General features: G+C 72.8%; 17 protein-coding genes and 1 pseudogene. 6 read left to right on the top strand and 12 right to left on the bottom strand.

Going from position 1 to position 18254, the window contains the following annotated elements:
- Positions 1-78 precede the first annotated feature (78 nt).
- From ACGGZK_RS18455 to ACGGZK_RS18445, 3 genes are all read left to right on the top strand, one after another.
- Positions 79-1011 (top strand): aldo/keto reductase family oxidoreductase, encoded by a 933-nt coding sequence (locus ACGGZK_RS18455; protein WP_395244080.1) that lies wholly within the window; start codon positions 79-81, stop codon positions 1009-1011.
- A 20-nt stretch (positions 1012-1031) separates the two neighbouring features.
- Positions 1032-1979 (top strand): oxygenase MpaB family protein, encoded by a 948-nt coding sequence (locus ACGGZK_RS18450; protein WP_395244079.1) that lies wholly within the window; start codon positions 1032-1034, stop codon positions 1977-1979.
- A gap of 85 nt (positions 1980-2064) precedes the next feature.
- Complete coding sequence (locus tag ACGGZK_RS18445; protein ID WP_395244078.1) at positions 2065-2487, top strand: pyridoxamine 5'-phosphate oxidase family protein; 423 nt, start codon at positions 2065-2067, stop codon at positions 2485-2487.
- Here the strand turns inward: ACGGZK_RS18445 and ACGGZK_RS18440 are convergent.
- From ACGGZK_RS18440 to ACGGZK_RS18425, 4 genes are all read right to left on the bottom strand, one after another.
- Positions 2439-3491: a VanZ family protein gene (locus tag ACGGZK_RS18440; protein ID WP_395244077.1), complete on the bottom strand. Its 1053-nt coding sequence runs from the start codon at positions 3489-3491 to the stop codon at positions 2439-2441. The genes ACGGZK_RS18445 and ACGGZK_RS18440 overlap by 49 nt on opposite strands.
- Positions 3492-3557: 66 nt before the next feature.
- Positions 3558-4382, bottom strand: a complete 825-nt coding sequence (locus tag ACGGZK_RS18435) for a carbohydrate ABC transporter permease (protein ID WP_395244076.1) — start codon at positions 4380-4382, stop codon at positions 3558-3560.
- Positions 4383-4387: 5 nt separating this feature from the next.
- Positions 4388-5152: a carbohydrate ABC transporter permease gene (locus ACGGZK_RS18430; protein WP_395244075.1), complete on the bottom strand. Its 765-nt coding sequence runs from the start codon at positions 5150-5152 to the stop codon at positions 4388-4390.
- Between the two features lie 234 nt (positions 5153-5386).
- A complete protein-coding gene (locus ACGGZK_RS18425) occupies positions 5387-6631 on the bottom strand; it encodes an extracellular solute-binding protein (protein ID WP_395244074.1) in 1245 nt (414 codons plus the stop codon).
- 222 nt (positions 6632-6853) lie between these two features.
- On the opposite strand from ACGGZK_RS18425, the gene ACGGZK_RS18420 reads away from it, so the two are divergent.
- Positions 6854-8386: an alpha-N-arabinofuranosidase gene (locus tag ACGGZK_RS18420; RefSeq protein ID WP_395244073.1), complete on the top strand. Its 1533-nt coding sequence runs from the start codon at positions 6854-6856 to the stop codon at positions 8384-8386.
- A 4-nt stretch (positions 8387-8390) separates the two neighbouring features.
- Positions 8391-9407 carry a LacI family DNA-binding transcriptional regulator gene (locus ACGGZK_RS18415; protein ID WP_395244072.1) on the top strand — a complete coding sequence of 339 codons (1017 nt, stop codon included), beginning with the start codon at positions 8391-8393 and terminating at the stop codon, positions 9405-9407.
- 105 nt (positions 9408-9512) lie between these two features.
- Here ACGGZK_RS18415 and ACGGZK_RS18410 read toward each other — a convergent pair whose 3' ends face one another.
- From ACGGZK_RS18410 to ACGGZK_RS18375, 8 genes and pseudogenes are all read right to left on the bottom strand, one after another.
- Positions 9513-10268: an aspartate/glutamate racemase family protein gene (locus ACGGZK_RS18410; protein ID WP_395244071.1), complete on the bottom strand. Its 756-nt coding sequence runs from the start codon at positions 10266-10268 to the stop codon at positions 9513-9515.
- The gene (locus ACGGZK_RS18405) at positions 10265-11512 is read right to left on the bottom strand and encodes an amidohydrolase (RefSeq protein ID WP_395244070.1); all 1248 of its coding nucleotides are present in this window, start codon (positions 11510-11512) and stop codon (positions 10265-10267) included. Before ACGGZK_RS18405 ends, ACGGZK_RS18410 begins: the two co-directional genes overlap by 4 nt.
- Before the next feature lie 172 nt (positions 11513-11684).
- A complete protein-coding gene (locus ACGGZK_RS18400; protein WP_395244069.1) occupies positions 11685-12590 on the bottom strand; it encodes an ABC transporter substrate-binding protein in 906 nt (301 codons plus the stop codon).
- A 61-nt stretch (positions 12591-12651) separates the two neighbouring features.
- A pseudogene (locus tag ACGGZK_RS18395) lies at positions 12652-13224 on the bottom strand (ABC transporter substrate-binding protein); the annotation flags it as partial.
- Positions 13225-13243: 19 nt separating this feature from the next.
- Positions 13244-14116: an ATP-binding cassette domain-containing protein gene (locus tag ACGGZK_RS18390; protein WP_395244068.1), complete on the bottom strand. Its 873-nt coding sequence runs from the start codon at positions 14114-14116 to the stop codon at positions 13244-13246.
- A complete protein-coding gene (locus ACGGZK_RS18385) occupies positions 14113-15126 on the bottom strand; it encodes an ABC transporter ATP-binding protein (protein ID WP_395244067.1) in 1014 nt (337 codons plus the stop codon). Before ACGGZK_RS18385 ends, ACGGZK_RS18390 begins: the two co-directional genes overlap by 4 nt.
- Complete coding sequence (locus ACGGZK_RS18380) at positions 15123-16046, bottom strand: ABC transporter permease (RefSeq protein WP_395244066.1); 924 nt, start codon at positions 16044-16046, stop codon at positions 15123-15125. Before ACGGZK_RS18380 ends, ACGGZK_RS18385 begins: the two co-directional genes overlap by 4 nt.
- On the bottom strand, positions 16043-16966 hold the full coding sequence (locus ACGGZK_RS18375) for an ABC transporter permease (RefSeq protein ID WP_395244065.1): 924 nt from the start codon (positions 16964-16966) through the stop codon (positions 16043-16045). The genes ACGGZK_RS18380 and ACGGZK_RS18375 overlap by 4 nt, the downstream gene beginning before the upstream one ends.
- A gap of 273 nt (positions 16967-17239) precedes the next feature.
- Between ACGGZK_RS18375 and ACGGZK_RS18370 the strand changes: the two genes are divergently transcribed.
- Positions 17240-18241, top strand: a complete 1002-nt coding sequence (locus tag ACGGZK_RS18370) for an ornithine cyclodeaminase family protein (RefSeq protein WP_395244064.1) — start codon at positions 17240-17242, stop codon at positions 18239-18241.
- The last annotated feature ends 13 nt before the right edge of the window (positions 18242-18254 follow it).

Raw genomic sequence — 18254 nt, 5'->3', positions numbered from 1 at the left:
CCGATAGTTGTTGGACTTCTAGCATCGCCGTGCGTACCGTGAACACGCAACCCCACTCCCATCGGAAGGAACCGCACGATGAAGCGCGTGCCCCTCGGCCCGACCGGCCGGCCCGTCCCCAACGTCACCCTCGGCCTCATGCGCATCGACGGGATGTCCGACGACGCGGTCCGCACCCTCGTCGGAACCGCGCGCGACGCCGGCATCGACTTCTTCGACCACGCCGACATCTACGGCCAGACGCTCCACGGCAGCGAGCGCCGGTTCGCCGAGGCGCTCCGGCTCACCCCGTCGGAGCGCGCCGAGATCACCCTCCAGTCGAAGGCCGGCATCGTCGGCCCCGGCCCGTACTTCGACTTCTCGTACGAGCACCTCGTCGAGTCGGTCGAGGGGTCGCTCCAGGCGCTCGGCACCGACTACCTCGACATCCTGCTGCTGCACCGGCCCGACGCGCTGGTCGAGCCCGACGAGGTCGCCCGGGCCTTCGACGAGCTCGAGGCATCCGGCAAGGTGCGCGCCTTCGGCGTCTCGAACCACACGCCCGCCCAGATCGACCTGCTGAAGAAGTCGGTGCGCCAGCCGATCGTCGCGAACCAGCTGCAGCTGTCGATCACGCATGCGCCGATCATCGCGCAGGGCGTCGCGGCGAACATGCAGGGCGTCGAGCAGTCGATCAGCCTCGACAGCGGCATCGTCGACTACTGCCGCCTGCACGACATCACCATCCAGGCGTGGTCGCCGTTCCAGGCCGGGTTCTTCACCGGCGTGTTCCTCGGCTCGCCCGAGTACCCCGAGCTGAACGCCGTCATCGACCGGCTCGCCGCCGCCTACGACGTGCCGCCGATCGCCATCGCGACCGCGTGGATCACGCGACACCCGGCCGGGATGCAGGTCGTGCTCGGCACCACCACGCCCGAGCGGGTCGCGGACGCCGCAAAGGGCTCCGACCTCCCGCTGACCCGCGCGGAGTGGTACGAGCTGTTCCGCGCCGCCGGGTACCGCGTGCCCTGAGCGCGGGGTAGCGTCGGGGGATGGCCGGCGCGGGAGCGGAGCAGGCGGGCGGGATGCCTCGGGCGAGCCGGGTGCGCACCGCGCCCGGCTCGCCGGCCGACGAGCGCTGGCGCCCCGGCCACCGGCCGCGCGGCGCCGGCCCCGCCTGGACGGCCGCCCTCCTCGAGGGCGACGACGCCGGGTTCTTCGGGCCCGGCAGCGCCGCCTGGGCCGTGATCGGGTCGCCGTCGACGCTCGTCGCCGGGATCCGCGCGCTCCTGCTGCAGACGCTGCACCCGGGCGCGATGGCCGGGGTGCACGACTTCTCGCGGTACGCCGAGGACCCGCTGGGCCGCCTCGACGGCACCGTGCGCTGGGTCGCGACGACCACCTTCGGCGACCGGCGGGCGGCCACCGCCGCGGCGGCCGCGGTCACCCGGCTGCACGGTCGCATCCAGGGGACGTACGAGGATGCCTCGGGCGCGGAGCGCCCCTACTCGGCGAACGACCCGCACCTGCTGCGCTGGGTGCACGACGCGTTCACGGAGGCGTTCGTCGGGGCGCACGAGGTGTTCGGCGGGGCGATCCCGCGCGGATCCGACGCGTTCGTGCGCGAATGGGCGCAGGCCGGCCGGCTCATGGGCGTCGACGATCCGCCCGAGACCGTGGCGGCGCTCCGCGCCGAGCTCGACGGCTTCCTCGCCGAGGCGAAGGTCGACGACCGGGTGCGCACGGCGGTGCGGTTCCTCCGGAAGCCCGGCGTGCCCGGCACGATGCGGCTGCTCTACCCGATCGTGTTCGGCGGGGCGGTCGCGTCGCTCGACCCGCGGGTGCGGGAGCTCCTGGGCCTGCGCCGCCCCTGGTGGCCGGCGATCACCGCCACCCGGGCGCTGCTCGGCGGGCTGCTGCTGTTCGGGCCCGACTCGCCGAGCGAGCGCAACGCGCGCGCGAGGATCGCCCGGCTCGAGGCATCCGCCCCCGGTGGGTAGTCGTCCGCCTCCGGTGGTTTCGACAGGCTCAACCACCGCCTCCGGTGGTTGAGCCTGTCGAAACCACGCTCGCTACGCTGACCGCATGGACCTGGCCGGACTCATCGAGCACGTGCGCGCCGAGCGACACGGCGTCGTCGCGACCGTGAGCCCGGGCGGCGCGCCCGAGGCCGCGTTCCTGTCGATCACCGCGACCGACCGCGGCGAGCTCGTGTTCGACGCGAAGCCCGACTCCCGGAAGGTCGCGAACCTCCGCGCCGACGGCCGTATCGCCGTCGTCGTGGGCGGCGAGGGCGGGACGACCCTGCAGGCCGAGGGCGTCGCCGACCTCCCCGAGGGCGACGAGCTCGAGCGCTGCATCGCGGCGTACCTCGACGCGTTCCCGCAGTTCGAGCGGTCGGTTCGCGGCGGTGGCGTCGTGGTCGTGCGCATCCGGCTCACCTGGGCCCGATTCGGCGATCACCGCGCGCCGGGCGCGCCCGACGTCTCCGAGGTCTCGCTCGGCTGAGGGCGTGCGGCGATCTCGACCTCCATGCCGGCGGCCATCGCCGCGAGTCCGCGGTGCCCCCGGCTCGGGAACACGGCGATGACGGATGCCACGCCGAGCACCGTGCCGAAGAACACGAGGTCGGACTGCGTGAGGAGCGTGTACCCGCCGATGCCGACCAGCAGCCGGATCGGCCGAGCGAGCGCGACCGGCAACCGAGACGGGCGCCCGCGCAGCAGCACGACGTGCTCGCCCACGGTCGACCCGGTGGCCAGCACCGACACCGCCTGCACCGCGAAGGCGACGAGCGTGCCCGCCCAGCCTGCGACGAGCGCCGGTACCTCGACGTCGAGCACGCGGCCGGCGAGCTGCACGGCGATGCCCACGCCGCCGCCCACGAGGATCACGATGAGCAGGTCGGCGACCATGCCGAGCAGGCGTCGCCCCGCGGTCACCCGGTCGGGAGCGGATGCCCCGACCCGGCGTCGCAACGGCAGCACGAGGAGGCCGCCGAGTGCGGCGCCGAGCGTGTTCGTCAGCAGGTCGCCCGTGTCGAAGACCCGGTACGGGCAGGGGAAGACGCCCCACACGCCGGTGACCTGCGTCACCTCGACGACGAGCGACACGCCGAGGCCGGCGACCGTCGCCGTGCCCACGCCGCGGCGCGACAGCAGCACGACGAAGGCGCCGAGCGGCAGGAACAGCAGCACGTTGAACGCGAGCTGCTGGAACGCGGCGTTGCCGAGCACGTTCCAGCCGGTGCGCGTCTCGAGCACCTCGGCGAACCCGGCGAGCGGGTCGAGCTCGACGCCGGCGCAGCGGAAGTCCATCGAATCCGGGATCGGCGTCAGCGTGTACGCCCAGATGCCCATGAGGTAGACGATGAGCGCGAGCCACAGCAGCAGGCGCCCGGTCGAGAACCCGCCGCGCCGCCGATAGCTGAGCGCGAGGATCGGCACGAACGCGAGCACGACCACGCCCGCTCCGACCACGAGGGCGAGCACGCCGGGGAGGATCCGCTCCATGTCGGCCCCCCTATGCGGTGCGAGACGGGTCGGGGCGCGGCATCCGACCAGCGTATCGTCGGGGCGCTACTTCACGGCCCCCATCGTGAGGCCGGTCTGCAGCAGGCGATAGCTCGCGACGTACACCACGAACACCGGCGCGGCCGAGATCACCGCGAACGCCATCATCGACGGCCAGTCCACGCCGTAGGCGCCCGACTGCACCGCGATGAGCGCGCTCATCGGGTAGTGCGACGGCGTCAGCATGAACGTGATGCCGTAGAGGAACTCGCCCCACGACACCAGGAAGATGATCGCCGACACGGTGAACACCCCGTTGCGGGCGAGCGGCAGCGCGACCGAGAAGAACGACCGCAGCGTGCGAGCGCCGTCGACGAGCGCCGCCTCCTCGATCGACGGCGGGATGGCGCCGAAGAACGGGCGCAGCAGCAGGATCGCCCACGGCAGGAACATCGTCGCGTCGGCGAGGATGAGCCCGAGGTTCGTGTCGAGCAGGCCCCACTGGCCGAGCAGCCAGAACAGCGGGATGAGGTTCGCCGTCTGCGGGATCATCTGGAGGATCACGAGCAGCGCGAGCGCGACCAGCACGATCCGGGTGCCCACCCGGGCGAGCGCGTACGCCGCGGGGATCGCGAACGCCAGGCAGACGACCGTCGTGCCGACGCTGATGATCACCGACTGGCTGAGCGACGAGCCGAGCGCCGGGTCGGCGAGGGCCGCCGCGTACGCGTCGAACGTGGGCGTGAAGAACAGGGAGGCCTGGGAGGTGAGCACCTCGCGCTGGCTCTTCAGCGAGGTCAGCACGATCCAGAGCAGCGGCAGGCCGTACAGCAGGTACAGCACGATGCGGAACCCGAAGGCCACGGGCTCGCGACGTCGACGGAGGGACATCCCGCTCACACCTCCTCGTTGCGACGCACGTCGCGGGCGTACAACAGGGCCAGGACCAGCACGACCGCGAGGGCCAGCAGCGCGGTCGCCGCACCCGAGCCGTAGTCGAGCGTGACGAACGCCTCGACGTACGCCAGGTACGGCAGCGTCGTCGACGACGTGCCGGGGCCGCCCGAGGTCATGACGTAGATGAAGTCGAAGCTGCGGAACGCGTACACGACCGTGAGGATCGTGAGCACCGTCGCCGCCGGGCGGGCGTGCGGGAGCAGCACGTGGCGGATGCGCTGCCAGGGGCCCGCGCCGTCGATCTCGGCGGCCTCCAGGATCGAGTCGTCGATGCTGAGCAGCGACGCCCGGAAGATCAGCGCGTTGAACGGGATGACCGCCCACGCGTTCACGAGCGCAACCGACCAGAGCGCCAGTGCCGGGTCGAACAGGAACCCGACGCCGGTGGTCGCGGCGCCCGAGCCCTTCAGGGCCTCGTTGAGCAGGCCGTGCTCGCCGAGCAGGAACTTCCAGATCGAGCCGTTCACCACCGGCGGCAGGGCCCAGACGAACACCATCATGCCGAGGAGGAACGACGCGCCGCGGGTCCGCGACGACACCGCGATCGCGACCGCGAACCCGCCGACCATGCCGAGGCCGGTGACGATCACGACGAACGCGAGCGTATTGCCGACGACCCGGAGGAACTCGGGCGAGGCGAACAGCTCGGCGTAGTTGTCGAGGCCGACGAACGGCCAGGGGGAGTTGAGGGTCGCGGCGGTCACGTCGTGCAGGCTCATCGAACCGAGCTGCACGAGCGGCCACACCGCGAGGGCGGCCAGGAGCGCGGCGGCGGGGAGCGCGAGCGCGAGGCGCCGCTGCGCCGTGCGGCCGGCAGCCGGGCGCCGCGCCCCCGCCCCGCGCGGGCCGGGTGGCCCGACGCGGAGGGGGTGCGCGGCGAACGGATGCGCTCGGCCGGCACGGTGCCGGAGGAGCTGGTGGTGGTCACGCGATCGGCCTCAGCCCTTCAGCAGCGGCACGAGCTGGTCGAGCAGTTCGTCGGCGAGCTGGTCGGGCGAGCCGTCGCCGGCGATGGCCTTGCTCCAGTAATTGCCGACGAGCACCTCGACGTCGTTCACGTTCTTCGACGGCACCTCGGGGCTCGGCGACGGCCGGCCCTGCTGCTGCACGATGTCGGCGAACACGCTCAGGATGGGGTCGTCCCCGATCTTCGACGACGACGCCGCATCGGCGCGGGCCGGGATCGACCCGAACGTGTCGAGCAGGGTCAGCTCGCCGTCGACCGAGAAGAACGTCTCCTCGAGGAACTGCTTCGCGAGGTCCTTGTGCTTCGAGAAGGCGCCGACGTTCTGCACCTCGCCGCCGAGCAGCACGCCGCCGTCGTCGGTGATGGGCAGGGGCGCGACGCTGTAGCCGAAGTCGGCCTCCTTGGCCGCGGCGACCTGCCAGTTGCCGTTGACGGCGAAGGCGGATGCCCCGGACGCGAACACCTGGAACGGCACGGCCTGGTCCCACGTCACGGCCTCGCGCGACAGGTAGCCCTTCGCGACCCAGTCCTGCAGCATCGCGTAGGTGTCGGCCATGGGCGCCGCCTGCGGGTCGCCGTACGAGAAGCCGTGCGAGGTGAACCACGGGAAGCCCTGCCACTGGCTCTCGAGGCCGGGCTTGCCGGTGAGGGTGATGCCCTGCTTGCCGGCGTCGACGGCCGACTGCATGACCGCCTCGAGCTCCTCGGTGGTGGTGGGCACGTCGGCGCCGAGCTCGTCGAGCAGGTCGTCGTTGACCCAGAGGCCGAGCAGGTTCACGTAGCCCTGGACGCCGTAGAGCTCGCCGTCGACGCGCTGCAGCACGCCGTCGGGGAACTGGCCGGCGTCGGGGTACTCCGACCACCAGTCCTCCATCGACTCGATGGCGCCCGATTCGGCGAGCGGGTAGGTGCCGGAGGCGCCGAACACGAGCACGTCGGGCCCGGTCTTGGAGCCGGCCGCGGTGACGGCCTTGGTGGTGAACTGCTCGACGGGGACGTACTCGAACTGCACGTCGACGCCCTCGTGGTCGGCCTCGAAGCCGGCGGCCAACTGCTCGAGCGCCTCGACCTGGCCGTCGGTGTTGTAGTAGTGCCAGACGGTGAGGACCGTGTCGCCCGAGGATTCGCCGCCGGCGGCGCAGCCGCTCAGGACGAGGGCCGCGGCCCCTCCGATGGCGACCAGGGCCGTGGCCCGCCGCCGACGATCGTGCTTCATTGCTCTTCGCCTCTCTCGACTTGGTGGGGGTGGTGCCGCCGCCGCGCTCGATTTCATCGATGAAATTCGAGCGAGCGGGGCTTCCACGACGAGATACTGCCGACAGAAAAGGGTTTCGTCAAGCCATCCACGCGGAATCACCCAGACGGCCTTCGGCGCTTGACACCCGGACACCGCGCCTTCTACGGTCATCCTGTTTCATCGATGAAATTCGGAGGACCCGTGGTCACAGCCCAGGACGCACCCCGCGGTGCGACGCCCGCCCGCCCGGTGGCGGTCGCCGTCGGCCGCCCGATCGGCGTCGCCGACCCGAGGTTGTTCGGCTCGTTCGTCGAGCACCTCGGCCGCGGCGTCTACGGCGGCATCCACGAGCCGGGGCATCCGAGCGCCACTCCCGAGGGGTTCCGCGGCGACGTGCTCGACCTCGTGCGCGAGCTCGGCGTCACCGTGGTGCGCTACCCGGGCGGCAACTTCGTGTCGGGCTACGACTGGCGCGACGGCATCGGACCGGTCGAGGAGCGGCCCCGTCGGCTCGACCTCGCGTGGAAGACGATCGAGCCGAACACGTTCGGCACCGACGAGTTCGTCGCCTGGTGCCGGGCCGCCGGCGTCGAGCCGATGCTCGCGGTGAACCTCGGGCTCGGGGACATCCGCAGCGCCCTGCACCTGCTCGAGTACGCGAACTTCCCCGCCGGCACCGCCCTCAGCGACGAGCGCATCCGCAACGGCGCGACCGAGCCGCACGACGTGCGGCTCTGGTGCCTCGGCAACGAGCTCGACGGGCCGTGGCAGCTCGGCCATCGCTCGGCCGAGGAGTACGGCGACCTCGCCGCCCGCGCGGCGTCGGCGATGCGCGCCTACGACGAGACGCTCGAGCTCGTCGTCGTCGGCAGCTCGAACGCCGACATGGCGACCTTCGGCACGTGGGAGCACACGGTGCTGACGAAGACCATCGACCTCGTCGACCACCTGTCGTGCCACATCTACTTCCGCGACGAGGGCGACCTCGACGCGTTCCTCCGCTCCGCCGACCGCCTCGACGCGTTCCTCGACGCGATCGCCGCGACCATCGCCCACGTGCAGGCCGCGACCCGCAGCACGCGCGACGTGCGCATCAGCCTCGACGAGTGGAACGTGTGGGACTTCCGCGCGTACGACGAGCTGAAGCCCGGTCGCGTCTTCGAGGAGGCGCCGCGCATCCTCGAGCAGGCGTACACGCACGCCGACGCGGTCGTCGTCGGCACGCTGCTGCAGAGCATCCTGAACCACGCCGACGTCGTCGCGATCGCCGCCCTCGCGCAGCTCGTGAACGTGATCGGCCCGATCCGCGCCGAGCCCGGCGCGCCCGCCTGGCGGCAGACCACGTTCCACCCGTTCGCGGCGGCGGCGCAGTCGGCGGGGGAGACGGTGCTGGCCGCGACGGTCGAGGGCGAAGCGGATGCCTCGCTCGAGTCCGTGACCGCGGCGATCACGCGCACCGCCGCCGGCGACCGGGTCTCGCTGTACCTCGCGAACCGGTCGACGACGACCGCCGCCGACGTGGACGTCGAACTCGTCGCCCTCGGGGCGACCGGCATCGTGCAGGCCGACCTGCTCTGGCATCCCGACCCGTCCGCGACCAACACGGTCGACCGGCCCGACGAGGTCGCTCCGCGACCCCTGGCGGCTACGCTGGACGGCGACCGGCTCCGCGCGACCCTGCCGCCGCTGTCCTGGGCGGTCGTCCGTGTCGCATGCGAGCCAGGGCGGGGGTAGTCGGGTGGTGCTGAAGTCCCACGGCGTGACGATGGCCGACGTCGGCACGCGCGCCGGCGTCACCGCGCGCACCGTGTCGAACGTGCTGTCGGGCAGCCCGTCGGTGCGCCCCGAGACGCGCGACCGGGTGCTGCGCGCCGTCGACGAGCTCGGCTACCGCATGAACACCTCGGCGCGGAGCCTCAAGACCGGCCGGGTCGGCACGATCGCGCTCGCCATCCCCGACCTCGGCATCGACTACTTCGCCGACCTCGCGCGGCGCATCATGGCCGAGGCCGAGCGGCACGACTGGTCGGTCGTGATCCAGCAGACCGGCGCGCGCCGCGAGACCGAGATCGCGATCCTCTCCGGCGCCCGCCGCGAGCATGCCGACGGGCTCATCTTCCAGCCGCACGCGCTCGGCCCGGGCGACGAGAAGTACCTGCTCGGCAACGACCGGCTCGTCATCCTCGGCGACCGCATCTTCAATGGACCCGTCGACCACGTGTCGATGGCGAACGTCGAGGCGGCGCAGCTCGCGACCCAGTTCCTCATCGACCGCGGTCGCACCCGCATCGCGGCGATCGGCACCAACCCGCAGGTGAGCACCGTGAGCGCCGCCTCGTTGCGCCTCGAGGGGTACGAGCGGGCGCTCCGCGGCGTCGGGCTCGAGGTCGCGCCCGAGCGCATCGTCGTGGCCGAGGAGTGGAAGCTCCGCGACGGCGCGGCCGCGATGACCCACCTGCTGAGCCTCGACGAGCGGCCCGACGCCGTGTTCTGCTTCAACGACACGCTCGCGCTCGGCGCGCTGCACGCGATCCAGATGCAGGGCCTCCGGGTGCCCGACGACGTCGCCGTGGTCGGGTTCGACAACGTGCCGGCGGCGCAGTACTCGTTCCCGCCGCTGACGACCATCGAGCCCGGCACCGACCAGCTCGCCAAGCACGCCGTCGACCTGCTCGCGGCGCGGGTGGCCGGGCGGAACGACCCGCCGCGCGAGATCGTCACGGACTGCTCGCTGGTGGTGCGGCGCTCGGCCTGAGGCATCCGCGCCGCCGGCACCGTTCGGACCATCCGATTCGCCCGGGACATCCGCAATCGCGGGTCCGAAGCGAAACGAATGGTCCCGAGCGAGCCCGCGCGCCGCTCAGCCGGCGACGACCGCCGCGAAGCGTCCGGGCCGCGGCCCGAGCCACGGCTTCACCGGGTCCGCCGGCGCGTACGGCCCGGCCGTGCTCGTGCGCTTGCCGAGCGCGACGAGCGACTCGGCCAGCGCGACCGCGGCGGCCACCCCGTCGATGACGGGCACGCCGAGCCGGCGCTCGAGCGCCCGGTCGAGCCCGGCGAAGCCGGCGCACCCGAGCACGAGCACGTCGGCGCCGCGGTCGAGCAGGTCGCGGCCGCCGCGCTCCAGGGCCGCCGCGGTGACCTCGACGTCGTCGCCGACGTGCGACACGGGCAGGGCGGTCGCGACGATGCCGGCGCACCGGTCGAGGACGCCCGCCGAGCGCAGGCTGTCCCCGATGCCGGCGATCGCCGACGCCACCGTCGTCACCACGCCGAACCGGTGCCCGACGAGGCAGGCGAGGAAGGCGGATGCCTCGGTGATGTCGACCACCGGCTGGGCGACGAGCTGGCGCATCCCCTCCCGCCCGTGCTCGCCGTACCCGGCCATGACGACCGCGTCGAACGGGCCGTCGTAGCCGGCGACCGCGTCCATCGTGGCGACCGCGGTGGCGTAGCTCTCGAGGTAGCCCTCGGCCGACGACGGCCCCCACGACGGGGCGAGGCCGACGATCTCCGTCCCCGGTGCCGCGGCGTCGGCGGCGACCGCGGCGATGGCGCGGGTCATCCGCTCGTCGGTGTTGCAGTTGACGACGAGGATCGTCGGCGTGCGCGTCACCGCAGCTCGCCGCCCTCGGCGACCACCCGCCCGGCGTGCACGACGACGCGCTCGGGGAAGCGGTCCATCACCGCGGAGGTCGGGGTCTCGCCGCGCACGACGACGAGCTCGGCCGGGTCGCCGACGGCGACGCCCGGTCGCCCGTCGGCGCCGAGCCGGCGCAGCGACCCGTCGATGACGTTCGCCCCGCCCCAGGTCGCGACCGCGAGGGCGTCCTCGATGTCGTCGTCGTTCGAGTAGCCCTGCGTGTACGCGAGCAGGAACGCCCGCTCGAGCATGTCGCCGTTGCCCCACGGCGACCAGTAGTCGCGCTGGCCGTCCATGCCGAGGCCGACGCGGATGCCGAGGTCGCGGAGGCGGCCGATCGGCAGGTCGAGCGGGTGCGTGAGGGAGCCCTTCGGGGCGATCGTCGTCAGGGCGATGTCGAGTTCCGCGACGTCCTCCAGCGCGCGCTCGACGCCCGGCACCGTGGAGGCGAGCGCGAAGGCGTGCGACACGCTGACGCGGCCGGCGAGTCCGAGCGCGCGGGTGCGCTCCACGATCAGGTCGAGGGAGAACAGGCCGAGCGATCCCGCCTCGTGCAGGTGCACGTCGATGCCGACGCCGTGCCGCTCGGCGAGCTCGAACACGGTGTCGAGGTGCCGCTTCGGGTCGCGGTCGATCTCGCACGGATCGATGCCGCCGACGAGGTCGGCGCCGTTCCTCAGCGCCTCGTCGAGCAGGTCGGGCACGCCGTCCTCCAGGTGGATGCCGACCTGCGGGAACGCGACGATCTCGACGTGGGCGCGGTCGCGGTGCGCCTCGCGGGCGGCGAGCACGCCCTCGAACTTCTCGAGGCCCGAGTCGGCGTCGACCTGCGCGTGGCTGCGCACGCGGGTCGCGCCCTGCGCGATCATCCGCTCCAGCGTGTACGTCGCGCGGGCGGCCACGGGCTGCTCGGCGCTGCGCCAGTTCGCGCGGTCGTTGAGGATGCGGTCCATGCGCGACGGCCCGGCGGTGTTCGGGCGGAACGGCAGCCCCATGCGGGTCGAGTCGAGGTGCACGTGCACGTCGCTGAAGGACGGCAGCAGGATGCCCCCGGCGCCGTCGACGACCTCGAGGTCGGATGCCCCGGCGGGAGCATCCGTCGCGGGTGCGGCCGCCTCCGCGGCGGGCGCCACCTCGAGGATGCCCGTCTCGTCGACGAGCACGTCGGCGGGCGCGCCGCCCCACGGGCGGACGTTGCGGAGGAGGGTGCGGGTCATGGAGTCGGCCTTTCGCGGGTCGGGGCGGGAGGGAGCAGCGGGAAACGGGGTCTGGATGGTGCGGAGCAACGGAGCAACGGAGCAACGGAGCGGCGGAGCGGCGGAGCGGCGGAGCGGCGGAGCAGCGGCGCGGAACCGGGGGCGCCCGCCGCGGCGGACGCCCCCGGTCGGCTCACCCGGCGAACGTCGTGTCGCCGAGGAAGTACTCGCCGTCGACGCGGGGCGTCCACTCGACGCCCGGCGCCACCGCGTAGTCGGCCTGCGGGGTGAACAGCGGGATGAGGTAGGCCGCCGCGAAGTTCGCGTCGGCGAGCCGGCCGAACACGTCGATGCGGTCCTGGCCTGCCACCGTGCGCTGCTCGGCGACCAGGGCCGCCGTCTCCGGGCTCTTCGCGTAGTCGTTCTGCCCGCCCGAGAACAGGTTCGTGACCGGCATGTCGCCGTCCATCGTCGACGGCGCCCAGGTGTTCAGGAAGATGCCGTCCATGTTCACGGTGCCGTAGATCTTGTTCGACAGGCTCGCCTGGTCCATACCGACCAGCTTCACCTCGATGCCGACCGCGCCGAGGTAGCCGGCGACCGCCTGGGCGATCTCCGCGCTCATCGGGATGCGGCCGTCGGTCGCGTACTCCAGCGGGATCGGGGTGCCGTCGTACCCGGCCTCGGCGAGGAGCGCCTCGGCGGCGTCGGGGTCGTAGGCCGGGCCCTCTGCGCCCTTGACGAAGCCCGCGACGTTCGGGGCGACGACCTGGTCGTTCGGCACGCCGCGCCCGTCGAGCACGGCCGTCACGAGCTCCTCGCGGTCGATCGCGTGCCACACGGCCTCGCGGATGCGAGCGTCGGCGAGCGGGCCGGCGGTCGAGTTCATGCCGAGGAAGGTGACGCCGTTCGCGGCCCGCGAGGCCACCTCGGCGCTGCTGCCCTCGACCGACGAGACCTGGTTCGGCGAGATCAGGGCGATGTCGAGCGAGCCGGAGATGACGCCGTTCAGGCGCGCCTCCTCGTCGGCGACGGTCTGGAAGGTCAGGGTCTCGACCTCGGGCACCTCGCCCCAGTAGTCCTCGTTGCGCTCGAGCACGTAGTCGAACGCCGCGGGTCCAGCTCACGAAGCGGAACGGCCCCGAGCCGACGGGCGCCTTCGCGAAGCCCTCCGGGCCGAGCTCGGAGTACACCGCCTCCGGCACGATCGACTGGGCGGTCGTGATCGACGGCCACGGCGAGAACGGCGAGTTCAGCGTGAACACGACGGTCGTGGCATCCGGCGCCGTCACCGACTCGAGCATGCCCATGTAGCCGAGGTTGTCGGAGTCGGGCGTGGCGAGCACGGTCTCGTAGGTGAAGACGACGTCGCCCGCGGTGAGCGGGGTGCCGTCGTGGAACGTCACGTCGTCGCGCAGCGTGAACGTCCACTCGGTGAAGTCGTCGTTCGAGGTCCACTCCGTCGCGAGCGAGGGCTGGATCGCCCCGTCGGCATCGAGGCGGGTGAGCTGGTCGAACAGGTTGTAGTAGATGTTGTAGCCGGCCAGCGACCCGTCGCCGATGGGCTCGGGCGACTTCTCGGGCTCGGTGACGACGCCGACGGTGAGGTCGTGGTCGGTGGCGGATGCCCCGGCGGTGCCGGTGGCGCAGGCGGTCAGCAGCAGGCCGCCCGAGGCGAGCAGGGCGAGCGCGGCGGCGGTGCGGGTCCGGCGGAGGCTGCGGGATCGTGACATGCGGGGGTTCCTCGTTCTCTCAGCGGGTGGCGGCGGTGGCTGGGTGGTGCGGCTGGTGCGGCTGGTGCGGGTGGGTCGGTGGTGCGTCCGCCCGCGTGCGCGGGTCGGGGGTCGGGATGGCGGCCAGCAGCGACCGCGTGTACGGATGCCTCGGCGCGTCGAACACCTGGTCGCGGTCGCCGAGCTCGACGATGCGGCCCTGGCGCATGACGGCGACGCGGTCCGACAGGTAGCGCACGACCGACAGGTCGTGGGCGATGAACAGGTACGACAGGGCGTGCTTGTCCTGCAGGTCGATGAGCAGGTTGATCACCTGCGCCTGCACCGACACGTCGAGCGCCGACACGGGCTCGTCGAGCACGAGGATCTCGGGCCGCAGCGCGAGCGCCCGGGCGATGCCGATGCGCTGCCGCTGCCCGCCGGAGAACTGCGCGGGGGTGCGGCGCAGCGACTCGGCGCCGATGCCGACGTCGGCGAGGAGCTCGACGACGCGGTCCTTCGAGTAGGTGCCGGCGATCTGCAGCGGCTCGGCGACGATGTCGTGCACGCTGAGGCGCGGGTCGAGCGACGAGTACGGGTCCTGGAACACGAGCTGCACCCGGTTCTGGAGCGCGCGGCGACGGCGCGGCGGCAGGTCAGCGAGGCGCTCGCCGAGCACGCGGATGTCGCCCGCGACCGGGGTGTTCAGTCCGAACACGCTGCGCACGAGGGTCGACTTGCCGCAACCCGACTCGCCGACGAGGCCGAGGGTCTCGCCGCGCCCGAGCGACAGGCTGACCCCGTCGACGGCGCGCACGACGTGCTTCGAGCGCCAGCCGGTGCGGCGCGTGAACTGCACGTGCAGGTCCTCGATCTCGAGCACCGGGTCGCCCACGGCCCGAAGCGCGCTCACGAGGCCACCGCCTCGACGAAGGCGCCGACGGCCTCGGCGTGGTGGCAGGTCGACTCGTGCGCGGTTCCCACGACCCGGAGCGCGGGCCGCTCGGCGACGCACGCCTCGGACTTCGCGACGAGCTCGCAACGCGGTGCGAAGGGGCAGCCGGCGGGCCGGGCCGCGGGCGGCGGCGGCGAACCCGGGATCGCGTAGGCGCGTCCGCCGGTGCGGTCGGCGCTCAGCAGGCTGCCCAGCAGGCCCGCGGTGTACGGATGCCTCGGCCGGTCGAACACGTCCCACACGGTGCCCTGCTCGACGATGCGGCCCGCGTACATGATGCAGATCTGGTCGGCGGTCTGCGCGACGAGGCCGAGGTCGTGGGTGATGAGCACCATCGCGGCGCCGGTGCGCGAGCGGGCGTCGGCGAGGAGGTGCATGATCTGCGCCTGGATGGTGACGTCGAGGGCGGTCGTCGGTTCGTCGGCCACGAGCAGCGACGGGTCGTGCGCGATCGCCATGGCGATGACGGCGCGCTGGCGCATGCCGCCCGACCACTGGTGCGGGTAGGCGCGGGCGCGGTCGGCCGGCTCGGGGACCCCGACCGACTCGAGCAGCTCGACCACCCGCCGCTCGACGTCGTCGCCCGACATCCGGCCGCCGTGCAGCTTCACCGCGCGCCCGACCTGGGCGCCGACGCGCTTGACCGGGTTGAGGGCGGTCATCGGGTCCTGGAAGACCATCGCGAGCTCGTTCCCGCGGAGCGCCCGGAGCTCCCGGGTCGGCATGGCCAGCAGGTCGCGGCCGCGGTACTCGACGCGGCCGCCGAGTACCTCGACGCCGGGCGGCAGGAGGCCGAGCACCGCCGACATGGTGAGGCTCTTGCCCGAGCCGGACTCGCCGACCAAGCAGAGCACCTCGCCCTCGTGGACGGTGAAGCCGACGCCGTCGACGAGGCGCACCTCGCGGCCGTCGGCGTCGCGGGTGCCGACGACGAGGTCCTCGACGCGGAGCAGTGCGGGGGTGGTCATCGGGCCGCCTTCCTGCGACGGCGGAGCGTGGAGAGGTCGCGCTCCGCGGTGAACCGCTGGCTGATCAGGTTGGTGCCGATCACGACGAGGAAGATCGCCGCGCCGGGCAGGAGTGCGAGGAACGGCGCCTCGCGCACGTACTTCTGGCCCTCGCTGATGAGCAGGCCCCACGACGGCGTCGGCGCCTGCACGCCGAGGCCGAGGTAGTCGAACGACGACGTGAGCAGCAGCACGCCGCCGATGTCGGAGGACGCGAGGATGAGCATCTGCACGCCGACGTGCGGGGCGATGTGCGTGCTCACGGTCCAGTAGCCGGTCGCGCCCTGGATGCGCGGCGCGACCACGAAGTCGCGGTCGCGGAGGGTCATCGCCGTGCTGCGGGCGACGCGGGCGTAGCCGACCCAGTAGGTGGCGGCGAGGGTGATGATCATGAGCCAGACGCTCGGGCCGAACGAGGCCGACATGGCGATGAGCACGAGGATGACCGGCATCGCCAGCTGCACGTCGGCCCAGCCCATGAGCACGTTGTCGAGGCGTCCGCCGGCATAGCCGGCGAGCATCCCGGTGACCATGCCGATGATGCCGTTCACGACCACGACGAGCAGCACGATGCCGAGCGACACCTGCCCGCCGAGGGCGAGCCGGCTGCCGAGGTCGCGGCCGAGCATGTCGGTGCCGAAGAGGTGCGCCGGGTCGGTGAACGGCGGCACGAGGGTGGCCGAGAGGTCCTGGCCGTAGGGGTCGTAGCCGGGCAGCAGCGGGCGGATCAGCAGGAACCCGGCGACGAGGGCGAGCAGGGCGATGCCGGTCCACTCGAGCCCGGCGAGCCGGGGGAGCCGGATGCGGGCGGCGGTGTCGGCGTCGGGGACGGCGAGGACGGCGTCGGTCGTGGTGCGGGTGCCGGGGTCGGTGGTGGTCATGCGGCCTGCCTCACTCGCGGGTCGATGGCCGCGCTCACCAGGTCGACGAGCGCGTTGGACAGGATGAACAGCACCGCCACGACGATGAGCCCCGACTGCACGACCGGGAAGTCGCGGGAGTACACGGCGCTCAGCATGAGCTGGCCCATGCCCGGCCACGCGAACACGTTCTCGACGATGACCAGCCCGCCGAGGAAGGTGCCGAGGCTGATGCCGGCGATGGTCAGCACGGGCAGGGCGGCGTTCGGCAGGAGTTCGGAGGTGACGACCCGGAACCGGTGCTCGCCGCGCGCGAACGCGGTGCGGGCGTAGTCGAGCCGGAACTGCTCGCCGAGGGAGTTGTCGAGCAGTCGCAGGTAGACCACGAACTGCCCGGTCGCGATGGTGAGGGCGGGCATGACGATCGCGAGCGGGTCGCGGTTGCCGAGCGAGGGCAGCAGGCCGAGCGAGACGGAGAAGACGAGCACGAGCAGCAGGCCGAAGAAGAAGTCGGGCACGGCCTGGCGCGCGGCGCCGAGGCCGAGGAAGGCGGTGCGGATGCCCCGGCTGCCGGTGAGTTGCACGATCACCGCGGCGACGACGGCGAACAGGATGCCGAGGAGCAGCCCGACGGCGCCGAGCTGGAGCGACGCGGGCACCCGTTCGAGCACGAGCTCCATCGAGGAGACTCCGGCCTGCCGGTACGAGTCGCCGAAGTCGCCCGTGAGGATGCCGGCGAGGTAGTCGACGTACTGCTGCCAGATCGGCTGGTCGAACCCGAGCCGGGCGTTCAGGGCGTCGATCTGCTCGGTGGTCGCGGTGTCGCTGAGCAGGAGCGCGGCGGGGCTGCCGCTCAGGCGGCCGAGCAGGAACGCGACGGTGACGACGACGAACACCGTGGTGAGCGCCTGCAGCAGCCTCCTGACGAGGAGTCGGGCCATCGGGCACCTCCGGGCTTCGGATGCGGGGGATCGGAACGGTATACAGAATCGGCGATGGATGTTTCGCCAGCATGTCGGCCCGTTTCGTTCGGGTGAACTTCCGCGCAGTGGCCGGATGCCTCATATGACGTCACGCGTGGCGGAATTACAAGGATCTCGATCCCGGGTTGGCTGCTCCAGCGTGGGAGCACCGGATGCGCGATCTGCTTGCGGTGACGTACTGTCGTGCCACAAGAACCCGATTTGGGATACCGAATGCGAAAAGGAGGGGCCTTGGCCACTCGCACCCTCACGTCCGGCGAGGTGGAGCGCCTCGTCGACTGGGACGGCCTGCTCGACGCCCTCGAGCGCGCGCACCGAGGCCTCGCCACCGGCCTCGCCGTGCAGCCCGCGCCGTCGCCGCTGCGCGATCCCGCCGACCGCACGGTCGACGGCCCGGCCGTCGTGCCCATGACCTCGTTCGCGCCGGCGCTCGGCCTCTTCGCGATGAAGCTCCTCGCCGATGCCCCGCGCAACCGCGAGCTCGGCCTGCCGGCGCAGCGCTCCACCGTGTCGGTGTTCTCCGCCGACACCGGCGAGTGCGTCGGCCTCGTCGACGGGCGCTCGCTCACCCGCATCCGCACCGCCGCCGCGACCGCGCTCGCGACCCGGGCGCTCGCCCGCCCCGACGCGCGCGTGCTCGCGCTCCTCGGCGCCGGCGCGCTCGCCGTCGAGCACGCCGCGGCGATCGCCCGCGTGCTCGACCTCGACGCGGTGCCGGTGTGGTCGCGCTCGCCCGAGCGGGCCGCGCAGACCGTCGCTGCCCTCCGCGATGCCGGCCTGCCCGCCCGCGTCGCCGCTTCGGCCGAGGCCGCGGTGCGCGACGCCGATGTGCTCTGCACGCTGACCCCGTCGGCCGCTCCGATCGTGGAGCCCGACTGGATCCGCCGCGGCCTGCACGTGAACGCGGTCGGCTCGCCGCCCCGCCCGATCTACAGCGAGCTGCCGCCGGCGGTGTTCGCCGCGGCCGACCGGGTCGTCGTCGACAGCCGCGCCGTCGCGCTCGCCGACTCCGGCAACGTGCGCAACGCACTGGCCGCCGGGGCCGTCGCGGAGGGCGACCTCGTCGAGCTCGGCGAGGTGCTGGAGGGCCTGGTGCCCGGCCGCACCGCGCCGGGCGACGTGACCGTGTTCAACTCGGTCGGCATCGGCCTGCAGGACCTCGCCGCCGCCGACCACGTGTTGCGCCGCGCCGCCGAGGCCGGGGCTGGCACGATGGTCACGATCCGCGAGTGAGGCGGGGCCGCCA

Origin of the sequence: Agromyces sp. MMS24-K17 (assembly GCF_043950245.1) — a bacterium.
In the GTDB taxonomy this organism is placed as follows: domain Bacteria; phylum Actinomycetota; class Actinomycetes; order Actinomycetales; family Microbacteriaceae; genus Agromyces.
The sequence above is the reverse complement of the archived record's forward strand: the minus strand, read 5'-3'. Positions and strand labels throughout refer to the sequence as shown.